The organism is Wolbachia endosymbiont (group A) of Gastracanthus pulcherrimus, from assembly GCF_964028265.1.
Taxonomy (GTDB): Bacteria; Pseudomonadota; Alphaproteobacteria; order Rickettsiales; family Anaplasmataceae; genus Wolbachia; species Wolbachia pipientis.
In genome coordinates this window covers 134,822-151,271 of the sequence record NZ_OZ034763.1, presented here as the reverse complement: position 1 = coordinate 151,271, position 16,450 = coordinate 134,822, and the positions used below count along the sequence as shown (strand labels likewise).

Here is a 16,450-nt window from a genome sequence, read left to right as displayed (position 1 = left end):
TAATAAATTCTATGCGAGTTTATTACGCAAAATACTAAAAGTCAATCGAATAATGCAGATTGCAAAATCCTTGACAATCAACAGTGCATTAAGTAGCATAAAGTTAACTTCAGAATAAAAAGCAAACGGTAAATAAGTGATAAATAGTGGTAAAAGGGTATTATTGATAGAAAATTCTATCTGTTCTAGTGAGGTAAGAGTTGCCTTGTCAATTAATAACAAGGTTGTAGAATTTGAACAAGAATTCAAGGAAAAAAAACAATTAAGAGGTAATATATACGTTGCTTATATAAAGCGTATAGAGCCTTCTTTGCAAGCCGTATTTATTGAATATGGAAAAAATAAGCAAGGTTTTTTGTCTTTTTCCGAGATATCTCTAGATTACTTCAACATTCCAGAAAAAGAAAAGGAAACTATCTTTGAGGGCTACTCAAATGACGATTGTATAGAGGAAGCCTCAGCAAATGTTTCTTCAGATTCTGCAGCTAGTAAGAATGTCAACGAATCAGGTAGTGGTTTTGTAAGAGAGGTACCTTTATATAAAAAATACAAATTACAAGATGTTATTTCAGTAAATCAAAAAATATTGGTTCAGCTAACTAAAGAGGAACGAGGCAATAAAGGAGCTTCATTTACAACATACATAACTTTAGTGGGTAGATACTGTGTTTTCATGCCAAATTCCATGAGCAAAGGTGGAGTGTCCCGCAGAATTGAAGATGCTAATGTCAGAAAGCAGTTAAAGGATATACTAAATTTAATAAACTTGCCAAAAAGATCAGGTTTAATAGTAAGAACTGTTGGTTCAGGAAAAAGTAAGAAAGAAATTGAGCAAGATTACAATTACTTATCCTCATTATGGCAGAGCATTCAAAAAAATGCCTTCTCTGTAAATGCTCCATCATTAATTTACAACGAAGCAGATGTAATTATGAGATCTGTTCGTGATTTTTGTAGCGATGGTATAGAAGTTATAGTGTCTGGAAAGGAATCTTTTGAAGCAGTTAAGCAATATGCTAACAATGCACTAAAAGGTAGTAAGTTGCGCTATAGATTGTATAGAGGTTATGCTCCGATCTTTACTTACTACGGAATCGAAGATCAAATTTCTGAGTTATATAGCAATAGAGTAGAATTGCCATCTGGTGGGTCTTTGATAATAACTTTAACTGAGGCGTTTGTTTCAATAGACGTAAATTCAGGAAAGATGACAGGAGAAGATAGCATAGAAGAAACAGCTTATAGAACCAACATGGAAGCAGTACCTGAAATATCAAGACAGGTGAATCTTAGGGGCCTATCAGGATTAATAGTAGTCGATTTTATTGATATGTTGAAATATCAGTATTGCAGAGCTGTTGAGTCTGCTATAAAGCAAGCGTTTAAAGACGATAAAGCTAAAGTTCAATTTAGCTACATAAATGACTTTGGTTTAATGGTATTTTCAAGACAAAGAATTAAACCAAACATACAAGAAATTAATACTACAGAATGTTTACACTGCAAAGGTACTGGAAGAATAAAATCAAACGAAGTAATTGTTTCATCAATACTAAGGGACTTACAACATATTGCTAACAAGAATCGAAATAAGTCTTTTGATTTAGTAGCACACAGTGCAGTTATAGCGCACATTTTTAATAACAAACGCAATACAGTTTCTACAATCGAAAAAGAGTTTAATATTACATTGAACGTTAGTATTGATAACAGTTTAGATGTAAATACATTTGTTTTAAAACAAGGAGATGATGTTAATTTAAACGGTTATAAGCCATTACAGAACTCTGGATACCAAATTGGGGATAGCAGCAATGAAGAAGCTGATAATTCAAATAAACTACGAGGCAATTTTTGGCTGACTAAGTGGCTTTCGCGCCTTTTAAGTTCTAATAACTAATTAGAAACCTAAATTGGGCTTGTAATTAATGAGCCCTATACTTATATATTCTTATATCAGATAATATTTACAATGGGGTACTCATTATGGGAAGAGCAATAGGCATAGATCTCGGAACAACAAATTCTTGTGTTGCAATAATGCAGGGCAAAGATACAAAGGTAATAGAGAATAAAGAAGGAGCAAGAACTACTCCATCTATAGTTGCATTTACTTCTTCAGGAGAAAGGTTGATTGGTGCTCCAGCAAAAAGGCAAGCAACCACCAATGCAAGTAATACCTTTTTTGCTACTAAGAGATTAATAGGCCGTCAATATAGTGATCCTGAGATGAAAAATCTAAGTGTACCATACAAAGTATTTGCAGCAAAAAGTGGTGATGCATGGGTTAAAACAACTGATAATAAAGAATATTCTCCTAGTCAAATTGGTGCATTTATACTGCAAAACATGAAAGAGGCAGCAGAAGCTTATCTTGGAGAGGAAGTAAAAGATGCTGTGATAACAGTGCCAGCATACTTCAACGACTCTCAACGTCAAGCAACAAAAGATGCAGGAAAAATTGCCGGATTAAATGTACTCAGAATAGTAAATGAACCGACTGCTGCAGCACTTGCTTATGGTCTTGATAAGAAACATGGGCACACAATAGTAGTATATGACCTTGGTGGTGGTACATTTGACGTTTCAATACTTGAAATAGGTGATGGAGTTTTCGAAGTGAAAGCAACAAACGGTGATACCCATCTTGGAGGTGAAGACTTTGATAATGGAGTAGTGAGTTATTTACTAGATGAATTCAAGAAAAGTAATGGCATTGATTTGAAAAATGATCCAATGGCTATGCAAAGAATCAAAGAAGCTGCTGAAAAAGCGAAAATTGAATTATCAAGTGCAATGGAAACGGAAATAAATCTACCGTTTATTACAGCTGATGCAAGTGGTCCAAAACACTTAAATATGAAATTAACGAGAGCAAAACTTGAAAGCTTAGTGAATGATTTAATCGAAAGAACTATGGCTCCTTGTAAAAAAGCTCTTGAGGATGCTGGTTTATCTGCTAGTCAAATTGGCGAAGTGGTTCTTGTTGGTGGCATGACTCGTATGCCAAAAGTCATAGAGAAAGTTAAAGAATTCTTTGGCAAAGATCCACATAGAGGAGTTAACCCTGATGAAGTTGTAGCAATTGGAGCTGCAATACAGGCGGGGATCATTCAAGGTGATGTAAGAGATGTGTTACTACTTGATGTGACCCCACTTTCTCTTGGTATTGAAACTCTAGGAGGAGTATTCACTCCACTTATTGAGCGTAATACTACAATTCCTACTAAAAAATCTCAGGTGTTTTCAACTGCAGAAGATAACCAAACAGCTGTTACAATTAAGGTGCATCAGGGTGAAAGAAAACTGGCAGTTGATAATAAGCTACTCGGTCAGTTTAGTTTGGAAGGGATACCTCCTGCTCCGCGCGGAAGGCCACAAATTGAAGTGACATTTGATATAGATGCAAATGGAATAGCACACGTTTCTGCAAAAGATAAAGCTACTGGAAAAGAGCAAAAAATACGCATTCAATCTTCAGGTGGTTTATCTGATGATGAAATAAATCGCATGGTAAAAGAAGCTGAAGAAAAAGCGCAAGAAGATGAAAAGCGCAAAAAGTTTATTGAAGTGAAGAATCAAGCGGATAGCTTAGTCCATTCTACAGAAAAGTCTCTGACAGAGTATGGTGATAAAGTTTCACCAGAAGATAGATCTGCTATTGAAAATGCAGTTAACGAATTAAAAGAAGTTAGTAAATCTGATAACATTGATGACGCTGATTCAATACAGCAGAAAGTCACTAATCTTTCTCAATTATCTATGAAACTTGGAGAAGCTATGTATCAAGCATCTCAACAAAATAGTGCTGAAAATGGCTTTTCATCAGAAGGAAATCCAAATGATAAAGAGGAAAAAGTAGTAGATTCTGATTATCAAGACATAGATAATAAAGAAGAGAATAAGTAATTGCGATTGTCATCCAAGTAGCTGATACTGGGATGACAAGAAGAGCATATTGTTGCTTAAAGAAACCATTATGGATATTATTAAAACAATAGAAGAAAAGATACGCGATTCGATAGATGTAATTGATATCAACATTATCGATGAATCAGCAAAGCATGCTGATCATTATTTTGCTTCATCTTCAACATTACCTTCGCACATTAAATTAATATTAATATCTGACGGCTTTATTGGAATGAGCGTTCTAAAAAGACACAAGTTGATTTATGAGTTATTGAAGGGTGAGATAGAGCTAATACATGCAATTTCTCTTCACTTGTATACGCAAGATGAGTACAATTTAAAAAATAAATAATAAAAATGTGAAGGAAGAGTCTATATTAGTTAAAGCAGGAAGAAAATTTAATGACTATAAAGGTTCCATGAACCCGCCAGTTTATCATTCTTCTACCATATTATTCCCTACTTACAAGGACTACTTAAATGCAGCAAATGGAGAAAGTATATACGATGTAATCAACGATGGTGTTGCAAGGGATTATAGCTACAGTAATGTTGGTACTCCTACTGTTCATTATCTTTCAAATGCACTGGCTGAAATTGAAGGGAGTGGACAAGCGCTTATTTATCCTTCCGGACTATTTGCACTTACTTTTGCTATTCTAACTTTCGCTAAAGCAGGCTCGCACGTTTTAATTCAAGATAATAGTTATTATAGGCTTAGGAGGTTTGCAGAAAATGAGCTACCAAAAAGAGGAACAGAAGTAACTTTTTATGATCCAACACAGGATATAACTGATTTAATTCAGAGTAATACTTCATTGATAATGATCGAGACTCCTGGTTCTGTAACGTTTGAGATTTCGAATATAGAGCATATAGTAAAAGTTGCTAAAGAACGTGGAATTGTAACCGTTTGTGACAATTCATGGGCCACTCCTTTGTTATTTAAGCCGCTTGATTATGGAGTTGATGTTGCACTATATGCGGTGACAAAGTATCTAGCCGGTCACTCAGATTTAGTGATGGGAGCTATGGTTGCTGAAGGTGAAACTTTTAAATTGCTTTATGAGAGCTATAAAAATTATGGAGTAACCATTCAATCGCACGACTGCTACCTTGCACATAGGGGACTAAGAACACTGCATGCACGTATGGCAAGGCACCAAAATACAGCAATGGAAGTGGCAAAGTGGCTAGAAAAACATTCAAAAATCAAAAAAGTTTTGTATCCAGCACTTCCCTCCCATCCTCAACACGAATTATGGAAAAGTTACTTCAAAGGAGCAAGTAGCGTATTTAGTATAATACTGGATAGAGAATATTCATGTGAAGAACTAAGCTGCATGGTTGATCATATGAAAATTTTTAGTATTGGTGCTTCTTGGGGAGGGTGTGACAGTTTGATATTACCAATAGATCGTAGATCTATGTCAAGATCTGTAATGAATTCAGATTATGGTGGAAGTTTCATGCGGATATTTTGTGGACTAGAAGATTCTGAGGATTTGATCTCTGATTTAAATGCTGCACTAGCAAGACTGCCATGTTTGAATATCAAAGCTGGCAGATGAAACTGAGAGAATTACTGCATAACATTATTGATGTTAACTTTGATATTGAAATCAAGGGCGTTACATGTAATCCCAAGAGAGTCAAGGAAGGTTATCTTTTTGTTTGTGTGTCAGAAAGGAGTAAAGAATACGCAACATGCGATACTGGAATCCATATCCTTCCTACTGAATCACAGTGTTACGTACACAACTGTGTAGACGTTGTGATACAAGGGGCCAAGAAAGATGTCATCCCAGTGCTTGACTACTTGGATCCAGAAAATTTAATTGTAAATGAACACACTAAGCAATTGTATAATAAAAACTGGATTCCAGTGTCAGCTACTTGCATGACAAATACTCCGGGTTTTGCAGTGCTTGAACACCTAAACCCTCAAGAAATATACAGCGAAATAGTCAGCAGGTTTTATCAATTCAAACAGCCCAAATATGTTGCTGCTGTAACTGGTACAAATGGTAAAACTTCAGTAGTAGAATTTTGCCGCCAGATCTGGCAAAACTCTGGCTATAATGCTGCGTCTATTGGAACACTTGGAACATGCATCAATAATGGCAGAAAAGGTAATAGCAACAGCCTTACCACTCCAGGTGCAGAAGACCTTTACGCAACATTGCGTGGTATAAGTGTAGAACACTTAGTGTTGGAATCATCAAGTCATGGGATTGATCAATACAGAATCCATGGATTAAAGTTGAGTGCTGCAGCTTTTACTAATTTCTCGCAAGATCATTTAGATTACCATAAAAGTCTTGGTGGATATTTAGAAACTAAAAAAAGGTTATTTTACGAAGTATTACCAGAAGGAAAAACAGCGATTTTAAATGCGGATATAGATGAATATGGCGCATTGCTTAAAATAGCTGAAAAACGCAGTAATAAAGTTGTGACTTATGGAAAAAAAGGCTCTGATATTACTTTATTAGAGCAAACATCAACCCCTAATGGTCAACATCTTACAGTAAAAATTGATAACCAAATTTACAATACATTTTTCCCAGTTTTAGGAAAATTTCAAGCATATAGTCTGCTATGTGCAATTGGTATATCTGGATTAAATTACAGAGAAATATGCGTAGAAAAACTCGTTTCTCCACCAGGAAGAATGGAAAAAGTGAAACCTTTTGCATTCGTGGATTACGCTCATACTCCAAGTGCGCTTAAACAAGCCCTATTGTCTTTAAAATGGCATATCAACAAAAAAATAATTCTAGTTTTTGGATGCGGTGGAAATCGCGATCAGACGAAACGTTCAGAAATGGGCAAAATAGCACAAATGTATGCAGATAAAGTAATAATTACAGATGATAATTCGCGTGATGAAGATCCGGCAAAAATTCGCCACGATATTTTGCTACATTGCCCTGATGCACTGGAGATAGGAGGTAGGAGAAAAGCTATAGAGAAAGGCGTAGATATTGCCTATAACGAGGGTATGATTCTGCTAGTTGCAGGAAAGGGAAATGAGAAATTTCAAATTATAGGCAACCAAACTTTTGAATTTAGCGATGTTGAGGTTATTAAAAATAAAGTTGCATCTTGACCTATATATTCTGGCCAACTTTCTGCACAAAACTCTCTGTTTCTTCCATTTTAGTGTTAGGTTTTGACATTACGTACGCAATGCAAACAGATACTAATGCAATGGATACAGATATACCAATAGTTACTAGTATAGGTAATTCAACAATGTATCCAATACCCGCCACTATCAATGCAGTTGCAATACCACCTACAGCAATCATTTTTGCTTGCCTTTTTTTCTTACATTCCATTTCTCTCTTATGTTTTTCTTCTTCTGCTTTCTTTAAAGCAGCAGCCTCTTCCTGATGTTTTTTTTCCTCTGCCTCCTTTGCAGCATTTTCCTTAGGCTTCTCTTCTTCTGCTTTCTCCAAGACAGCAATCACCTCTTTGTCTGTAGCAAACATACTGGGAATGGAATTATTATTATCTAGTGCTAAAGGACTAGCTCCTTTATTTAACAGGCACCTCACTGCATTTATATGATTATTAGTAGCAGCAAAATGCAGCGGTGTTGAGCCAAGTTTAGAACATGAGTGAATATATGCTCCTTGCTCCAGTAGTAATTCTATTATTTCCGTATTACCGCTGTTAGCGGCACAATGCAGAGCAGTGTGTCTACCACCATCGCGTGTACTAACCTCTGCACCTTTCTCCAGTAGACGTCTTACTGTTTTTACTAAGCCTTTATGAGCAGCAATATTTAACGCAGTAGTATAATGCCTAGAAGCATGGGTAATCTCTTGCCGTATTTCAAATAAATGATCTATGTGAAAATTAAGTCTTTTCCACTGATTGTATGTATCTTGGTTACATACGAGCAGCTTTTGCTTAATTTCTTCAATTATGTCACTTTCTTTTGATTCTTGCTCTATTTCTTGGAATATGGCATCAATTTCTTGCTCTTTTATACTCATAAGCTCTCCAACAACTATTTGCTATAAGTTATTTTATAGATAAAACAAAAACAAGTCAAGATTTTTACGTAATAGTTTCACAATCATTTACCGTTCTTGCAAGTGATAGCACTCTCACTTCTTTTGCACCGGAGTTTAAAATTTCCTGAGAGCAAGATCTTACAGTTGCTCCGGTTGTTACCACATCATCAACTAATATCACGATTTTATTTTTGATAATTTTCTTGTTGCTTGTTTTAAAAGCCTTCTTTAAGTTTTTTTCACGCTGTTTAAGTGAAAGACCAGCTTGAGGCACAGTATGGCGAAGGCGTTTTATTGCAAATGGCGTATAGGATAAATTGGACAACTTACTCAACTCTTTTGCAAGCAACGCTGCTTGATTATATTTACGTTTAAACAAGCGCATTTTATGTAACGGTATAGGAATTATGACCTCTGCGTTCTGAAATGTATCCTGATTAGCTTGGTGTATCCACTTTGCATAGATTTTTACGTAATTCAAATTATCAAAAAATTTGAAATTTATAATCATGTTTCTACTATGTTGATCATAAGCAAAAACTGATCTTAATACTTTAAACGGTGGAGGATTGATGATGCACTTACCACACGTATAAATATTGTCTGAGATTACTACGCCACAAACATTGCAGTAATGCTTAGTTAGAAAATTGATTTTTTTGTTGCATTCACTACACAGATTAAGATTTTCATCAATGATACATTCGCAACTTACGCATACGCTTGGAAATATGAGATTTGTAGCTTTTTTTAGTAAGAGAAGGTTCACAACTCATTAAATATATTATAAAATAATTTATATAGTATAGCTAAAGTAACTTAAGCTTACACTCTTTCACTTTTTATTTCATTTCAATATAGTTCAAACTGAGCCACTGCTGAGTGCTGTAGCTAGTGCAAGTCAGGTTTTCCTACGTCATACCGCCGCGGTATCTCTAGATCCCGCTAACAAGCAGCGGGATGACGAATTTGTCGTTTATCAAATCGTCGGTAAACCTAAGTCACTTTAGTTATAGTATCAAACATAAAGGTTGCAATATTATGTTGGCTGCTAAAATAGCACCAAGTGCACACAATGAATACACTTTCTCTGCCCTGTTACCCACGTTTATCATTATCTTGATAATACTTGTTATAATTGTCTTTACTCTCAACTCCACAAATTACATCTTTCACAGGTCCTAGCACATTATCAACGTAACGTACAGATTTATAGAAACTATTTTCTGGAACTAGTGTGTTATCTTCTGCTTTCTTAGCAGGTACAACTCCATATTCAACGTACCTTCTAAAGTATCGATATACTGACATTCTTATCTCCAAATCATAAATATGCAACCTAGCCTAATATAATTAAGAAATAGTTTATAATAAATACGTTTTAAGATACCTGCCTGTAACACTTTCTGGAATTTTTGCCACTTCTCCTGGAGTTCCAGTAGCAATCACTTCTCCGCCTTTTATTCCGCCCTCTGGTCCGATGTCTATTATATAATCTGCAGTTTTTATAACGTGCAAATTGTGCTCGATAACTATAACAGTGTTTCCCAGATCGACTAATCTATGGAGTATTTTTAGTAAGTTATTTATATCTTCAAAGTGTAATCCAGTTGTTGGCTCATCAAGAATATACAATGTTCTTCCGGTAAATCGTTTTGATAGCTCTTTGGACAGCTTTATTCGTTGTGCTTCACCCCCAGACAACGTTGTTGACGACTGTCCGAGTTTTATATAGCCAAGCCCCACTTCCTGCAAAGAAACCAACTTTTCTTTTACCATTGGAAGGTTTTCAAAAAAATCACAAGCTTGATCTATCGTCATATCAAGCACATCAGAGATTGATTTTTCTTTATAAGTAACTTCCAATGTTTCCCGATTATACCTTCGTCCTTTACACTGCTCACACTTCACGTAAACGTCCGGTAGAAAATGCATCTCTATCTTTAAGTGCCCATCACCTTTACAAGCCTCACACCTTCCCCCTCTGGTATTAAATGAAAACCGGCCTATATTATACCCCCTTGCTTTTGACTCCGAAAGACCTGCAAACCAATTTCTTATATGAGTAAACATACCGACATATGTTGCTGGATTTGACGCAGGAGTTCTACCAATTGGCGACTGATCAACTTCTATAACTTTATCTATATATTCAAGGCCTTCTATCTTATCGCATTGGCCATACCGTGCAGACGAATGATGTATCTTATGTGCTGAATATTTATATAACGTTTCTATGACTAAACTTGATTTTCCCCCTCCTGATATTCCAGTAACACAAATAAGATTCCCTATAGGAAATTTAACGTTCACATTTTTTAAGTTATTTTCACATGCATTTATTACTTTTATGAACTGAGTTGCTTGCTTTCTTCTTCTTGGAATTAAAATTTTTTTCTCTCCACTCAAATATTGCCCTGTTATGCTCCCTGAATTTCTTTGCACCTGGTCTGGTGTTCCTTCTGCAACAACTTTTCCACCATTTACGCCAGCTCCAGGACCAATATCAATCGCATAATCAGCAGCCATTATTGTATCTTCATCATGCTCAACAACGATTACAGTGTTACCCATGTCTCTCAAGTTTTTCAGTGTAGCAATTAACCGATCATTATCGCATTGATGAAGGCCTATCGAGGGTTCATCAAGCACGTACAGCACTCCTGTTAAACCAGAGCCAATTTGTGAAGCAAGCCTGATCCTCTGACTCTCGCCACCAGAGAGAGTGCTAGATTCTCGATCAAGCGTTAGGTAATTCAACCCTACATTCTTTAAAAATGCTAGCCTCTTGATTATTTCATTTAATATTTTACTTGAGATTTGCTTCTGTTGTTCTGTGAGCTTGTCTGGCAAATTTTCAAACCATTTAAGGGATTCATCGATGCTGAGCCTTGATATTTCACCTATATGTTTGCTATCAATTTTCACTGTAAGCGCTTCTTTTTTCAATCTATAGCCAGTACATTCTCTGCAGTGAGTGACAGAGCAATATCGCTCAACAAGTGTTTCATCATAATCCATCTGGTTCTCCAAGATACTGATCAAACCTTGAAATTTATTAGAGCCAAAGAGTATCATATCTTTTACTTCTTGATCTATGTTCTTCCACGGAATATCAAGGTTAAATTTGTAGTTTTCAGCCAGTGATAGAATTGCACTTTTTAGAAATCCATAACCTGTGTGCACTTGACGGAACATTGATCCCACTGGCTTTAAAGCACCCTCAGATATTGAAAGAGTTTCATCCGGTACTATTAGCTTTATATCAACACTTAGTTTTTTACCAAGCCCATTACACGAACCACATGCACCGTAAGGGCTGTTAAAAGAAAATAATCTTGGTTCTATTTCCTCAAGAGTGAAACCAGACTCGGGGCATGCAAAATTCTCTGAAAAAGTTAGAATTTGACCATTTTTATACTCGGAATTATGGTTGTCAGGTAGGTTTACTATTTCTACATACATTAGACCATTACCAAGTTTTAGTGCGGATTCTATACTACTTGGCAGTCGATTTCCTATATCGCCCAATATTGATATTCTATCTGCAACCACAAAAACGTCGTGTTTCTTGTTCTTATCGAGTTTAGGCAAGTCATCTACATTGTACACTTCACCATCTATTTTGAACCTTACGTAACCTTGTCTTTTAATTTCCAATATCTCTTTAAGATGTTCTCCCTTTCTACCACGCACAACAGGGGCAAGTATATATATCTTAGTTTCTAAAGGTAACGCAATTATAGTGTCTACAATTTGAGACACCGTTTGTTTTGTTATTGGTAATCCAGTTGCAGGTGAATAAGGAACTCCTATTCGTGCATATACTAAGCGCAAGTAATCGTAAATTTCGGTAACAGTTCCAACTGTTGACCTTGGATTTTTTGAGATCGATTTCTGGTTGATAGATATTGCAGGAGAGAGACCTGTAATCGACTCAACATCTGGTTTATCCTGAATGTTGAGAAATTGACGCGCGTAAGCTGACAGGCTTTCAACGTACCGGCGTTGGCCTTCTGCATAAATCGTATCAAATGCAAGGCTAGACTTGCCAGAACCACTTAGCCCAGTTATAACAACTAGCTTATTTTTCGGTATATTGACGTCTACACCTTGCAGATTATGTTCCCTTGCGCCCTTAACTCTGATAAAATCGTCCATATTATACCATATAGCGTATTAACCATTATAGCCTCAAAATACGTGAATTTATAGTGATATATTGATTTTCTATTGATTTTTTCAACTGTTACGGAAAATTAGGCAGCGTTTGATAAATCGTCATTCCGCTACTTGTTAGCGGCTGAGATACCGCGACGGTATGACGGTTAAGTAGGCCAGTGCCCTGATGATGTCATCCCAGTGTCAAGCACATAGCTGTACGAACGTTGTAGTTTAGGAGCAATTCCCACCAGTGGGCCAGTGCCCAGACACTGGTTCTATGCAACTTAATTAAAAACGTTTGTTTTAGCGTAAGACAACTACCTTTAGCTCATCAGCTCAGTTATAAGCAAAATTTCTGGATTCCAGACTGGAATGACACCATTTGCTGTGCAATTTACCTTCAAAAATGAATGTTCGTACAGCTATGTGTCAAGCACTGGGATGACACCATTCTTTTTTCTGGATTCCAGACTGGAATGACACCCCCCTGATAGGCTCAAATCATAGTGTTTGTACAGTTGTGAGTTTAGGCTACCTATAAATTCTAAACTGTTGTTACGTATTAGGACCACCAAATACACCCCCAGGACCCAAAGTCAGTTTAGCTATATCAGAAAACAGGTTATGTGGAAATCTTAAAATACTTCTTGTTCGCCAAGCAAAATAAATACATTCCTACAAACAAGCAGATGCTCAATACTGACACATAAGAAAACTTAAAAATTAAATCTCTAATGTATATTGATAAGCATTTACCTGCAGAAAATTTGTATAGTAATCCAACACATACAACGGCACTATCAACCACTGATGCTATAATTAAAGTAATGAAATTTGCCATATGAAAATTCAACTTGGACTTCAATTTTTCAAAAATAATTATGCTTGAGAGAAGAGATACTAAAATTGCAGTATATGAAATCAATATCATCAAATTAAAACTTTGCCATTTAAAAACACAACATAGCGCTGTACACACTATTAAGTTGTACGTAGCTTTGCTTCTGCCATAAAATTCAACCATTGAATTTACAACTAAAGCAGCTCCCACAAATAAGGCAGCACATATCATCAATTTATTTGAAGTGTTGAGTAAAGAAAGACTGATAAACAGGAGTATCGATAAAATAGACATAATTACCTACCCAAAATTAATAACATACATTCATTCTAAATAAACATTACATATAGTAAAAGAGTTATTTAGCATAATAAGAAAAATATTTTATATTAGCATGCCACATCTTTCAGATCTACTTTTAAAACATCCTTTATGTTTAGCACCTTTTTCTCTGTTACTTTGCCAATACATGAATAAACTGCACCTTCAAACAATTCTTCAAACCTCTTCTGATTTTGTGGTGCAATAGTAACCAAAATTCTACTTTGCGATTCAGAAAACATTATTATCTTGTTTATTATGTCTGTATTTTGTATTTTTCCTATTGGCACTAGTGAAAGATCGATTTCAGCACCAAGGTCTCCTGCAATTAGCGATTTTGCCAGAGCAATAACTAATCCGCCTAAGTTTGGTGCAATTGCAGAGGCAATTATGCCATCTTTTATTGCCTGGTTGTAACGCTCATACAACTTCCTAGCGCTCTTTGCATCAACTTTTGGTACGTTGTTATTACCTATTCCACTATATAACTGATATTCAGATCTACCAAGTTCATCAAGTGTTTCTCCAAGTACATATATCAAGTCTCCCGGCATTTTCACATCAAGCGATACCGCATTTTCAATATTTTCTATAATTCCAATTGCTGAGATGAGTAATGAAGGTGGTGCGGAGATTATCACTTTCTCGCCATTTTCATCATATCCCTTGAAGTCATTGAACATACTGTCTTTTCCGGATATGAATGGTGTTTTAAATGCAGTTGCAAAGTCGTAACAAGCCTCTGCAGCTCTCTTTAGCTGCCATAGCCTTTCTGGATTATAAGCATCACACCAGCAAAAATTGTCGAGCAACGCTAGATGATTTATATTTCCTCCTACGGCTACATAGTTGCGTATCGCGGTGTCAATTGCACATGCTGCCATGTGGTAGGTGTCAATTTCTCCATAACTTGAGCCAAATCCTTGCGATTTTACAACACCTTTATTTAAAGAAAGAACAGGCCTTGAGACAATAGCTTCGCTGCACATTCTTCCCTTGCCTTGCAGTGGTTTTAACACTGACGATCCTTGAACCTCATGATCATATTGCACCACTATGAACTCTTTGCTGCAAATGTTTGGTCTGCTCAGCATTTCTTTTAGTTCAGTTTCTTGGCTTGATGTCATGCAAGTAGCTGACACGCAAAGGGTGTCATGCAAGTAGCTGACACTGGAATCCATTTCACATTCAATTCCACCATTAGATGAGTTTTGGCGTAAAATGTTTGCAGGCTTTACCTGCTGGATCCCAGTGTCAAGCACTGGGATGACAGGAAAGGATACAGCAGACTCCTTAGACCACGGCTTTGTCTGTAAATGCACTTTAGGATTACCATCATGCAGAAATTCAGTTCCGATATCCATTATTACTTTCCCTTTAGGACATTTAACAACAGCTTTACCACTCTCATTGAACTCTCCAATCACACAAACCTCCACATCATGTTTTTTCATGATTTGCTTAAACATAGGGAGATTTTCTTCTGGCACTGCTAAGGTCATTCTCTCTTGTGATTCTGATATCCATATTTCCCACGGAGCCATACCATCGTTTTTAAGGAGAACCTTGCTCAAATCAACTTCAAATCCGTCTTTTCCCATTTCACCAATAGATGATGATAGACCGCCTGCTCCATTATCCGTTATTGCATTATAAAGATCAAGATCTCTTGCTTCCAAGGCGGCGTTGGATAATTTTTTTTGTGTTATAGGGTCACCAATTTGCACAATTGTTGAAGGGCTGTTTCCCGACAAAGCCTCTGAGGAAAACGTTGCACCGTGAATTCCGTCCCTTCCAACTCTTCCGCCAATAATTACGATTTTATCGCCGTTTTTAGGCCCTTTGATGTGTGAAGGTGCGTTATTTATGTTGCGTGGAATAATTCCGACACTGCCAACAAAGACTAACGGCTTTCCACAAAATCTATCGTCAAAATATACCGATCCAAGTTGTGTTGGAATACCAGAGCAATTACCAGCAACATTAACACCGTGAATCACTTCTTTCATTATATATTTTGGCGGTAAGATCTCATCAGTGCGCTCTTTATCCCTATAAAACTTGCCTTTTGCTTCTTTGGCAAAGCAAAAGTAATAGGTATTCATTATAGGCTCTGCGCCTTTACCGAAACCAACTATATCACGATTTACTCCAAGCACTCCAGTCATTGCTCCACCAAATGGATCAAGAGCTGAAGGGCTATTGTGAGTTTCAACTTTATCTACAATCAAGTAATCGTCATCAAAAATTATTCCTCCTGCGTTGTCAGAGAAAACTGACACACATATGTCAGAATTTATCTCACGCGTTGCACGCTTGATATAATGTGCGTATAGGCCATCTTTTATTTCATCAATGGGAGAGCAAAAGATATTGTGCTTACAATGTTCAGACCAAGTTTGTGCTAGGGACTCAAGTTCAATATCATATGGATTTCTATTAAGTTTTTTAAAGTAATCCTTTATAGCTTTCATTGCTGCCAGAGAGAGCCCTAAAGTGCCATTACCATCGATTCCATCTCTGCTGATCTTTTCAAGCTCTTGGTCACTTACATTGAGGTCAACGGACTTAGTACTATCCTCTGTCATCCCAACCCTACCTTCTGTCATTCCAGTGCTTGACACTGGAATCCAGTTTTCATTATACAATTGCTTGAAATTTTCTGGATCCCAGTGTCTGGGCACTGGGATGACACCTTTTAATTTACCGTAATGCCTCCAATAGAAATTGCCGTTTTCTTTATGAACAAGAATGCAATACTCAGTGATAGGATTAAATTCTTGTTTTATATCATCTTCAGTTGCTTGACTTAGAATCAATTTTGAACTTCTTGCTTTTATACAAACATTTTCATCAATGTAGTCCTTGTTTATTAAATATTCTCTAACAATTTGTTTCGCTGTGTTGCCTACATTGTCAGTCATGCCAGGTAAAAAGCTTATCTCCAAGCCCCACTTTGCTTGTGGTTCTATGAAGTTATATTGAACTTCTTCAAGGTTTTCATTGTAGGAATAATAACGGCAGTCTTGTATGACTTTATTATAAAATAGCCCACAAATTTCTTCATGTAATTTTGATGGTAATTCTTTGCTTATGTAAATCAAGTAAACATTAACTACCCTTCTGCGGCCAAATTGTTCACATTTATTTAAAACTTCTATTCTGATGTTTGCCATGTAATATT

Annotated in this window: 9 protein-coding genes and 1 pseudogene; 5 read left to right on the top strand and 5 right to left on the bottom strand. The window is 36.4% G+C overall.

Annotated elements, in window-relative coordinates; genetic code table 11:
* Window positions 1–136: 136 nt before the first annotated feature.
* The 5 genes and pseudogenes from ABWU47_RS00720 (at window position 137) to ABWU47_RS00700 (ending at window position 7,024) form a co-directional block, all read left to right on the top strand.
* Complete coding sequence (locus ABWU47_RS00720; protein ID WP_353285708.1) at window positions 137–1,900, top strand: ribonuclease E/G; 1,764 nt, start codon at window positions 137–139, stop codon at window positions 1,898–1,900.
* Window positions 1,901–1,986: 86 nt separating this feature from the next.
* Entirely contained in the window at window positions 1,987–3,909 is a 1,923-nt protein-coding gene (dnaK, locus tag ABWU47_RS00715) for a molecular chaperone DnaK (RefSeq protein WP_077188333.1), read from the top strand.
* A 70-nt stretch (window positions 3,910–3,979) separates the two neighbouring features.
* Complete coding sequence (locus ABWU47_RS00710) at window positions 3,980–4,264, top strand: BolA family protein (protein ID WP_077188332.1); 285 nt, start codon at window positions 3,980–3,982, stop codon at window positions 4,262–4,264.
* Window positions 4,265–4,271: 7 nt separating this feature from the next.
* Window positions 4,272–5,505: pseudogene (gene metC / locus ABWU47_RS00705) on the top strand (cystathionine beta-lyase).
* Complete coding sequence (locus ABWU47_RS00700) at window positions 5,480–7,024, top strand: UDP-N-acetylmuramoyl-L-alanyl-D-glutamate--2,6-diaminopimelate ligase (protein ID WP_077188330.1); 1,545 nt, start codon at window positions 5,480–5,482, stop codon at window positions 7,022–7,024. Before metC ends, ABWU47_RS00700 begins: the two are co-directional and overlap by 26 nt.
* Window position 7,025: 1 nt before the next feature.
* On the opposite strand, the gene ABWU47_RS00695 is transcribed toward ABWU47_RS00700, so the two are convergent.
* From ABWU47_RS00695 to ABWU47_RS07055, 5 genes are all read right to left on the bottom strand, one after another.
* Window positions 7,026–7,919: an ankyrin repeat domain-containing protein gene (locus ABWU47_RS00695; RefSeq protein ID WP_077188329.1), complete on the bottom strand. Its 894-nt coding sequence runs from the start codon at window positions 7,917–7,919 to the stop codon at window positions 7,026–7,028.
* 64 nt (window positions 7,920–7,983) lie between these two features.
* Window positions 7,984–8,709, bottom strand: coding sequence for a ComF family protein (locus ABWU47_RS00690; protein WP_006279736.1), 726 nt, complete (start codon window positions 8,707–8,709; stop codon window positions 7,984–7,986).
* A 329-nt stretch (window positions 8,710–9,038) separates the two neighbouring features.
* Complete coding sequence (locus tag ABWU47_RS00685) at window positions 9,039–9,251, bottom strand: hypothetical protein (protein WP_006279735.1); 213 nt, start codon at window positions 9,249–9,251, stop codon at window positions 9,039–9,041.
* 54 nt (window positions 9,252–9,305) lie between these two features.
* On the bottom strand, window positions 9,306–12,101 hold the full coding sequence (uvrA, locus tag ABWU47_RS00680) for an excinuclease ABC subunit UvrA (RefSeq protein ID WP_006279734.1): 2,796 nt from the start codon (window positions 12,099–12,101) through the stop codon (window positions 9,306–9,308).
* Between the two features lie 1,233 nt (window positions 12,102–13,334).
* Complete coding sequence (locus ABWU47_RS07055; RefSeq protein ID WP_006279732.1) at window positions 13,335–16,442, bottom strand: AIR synthase-related protein; 3,108 nt, start codon at window positions 16,440–16,442, stop codon at window positions 13,335–13,337.
* Window positions 16,443–16,450: the final 8 nt, after the last annotated feature.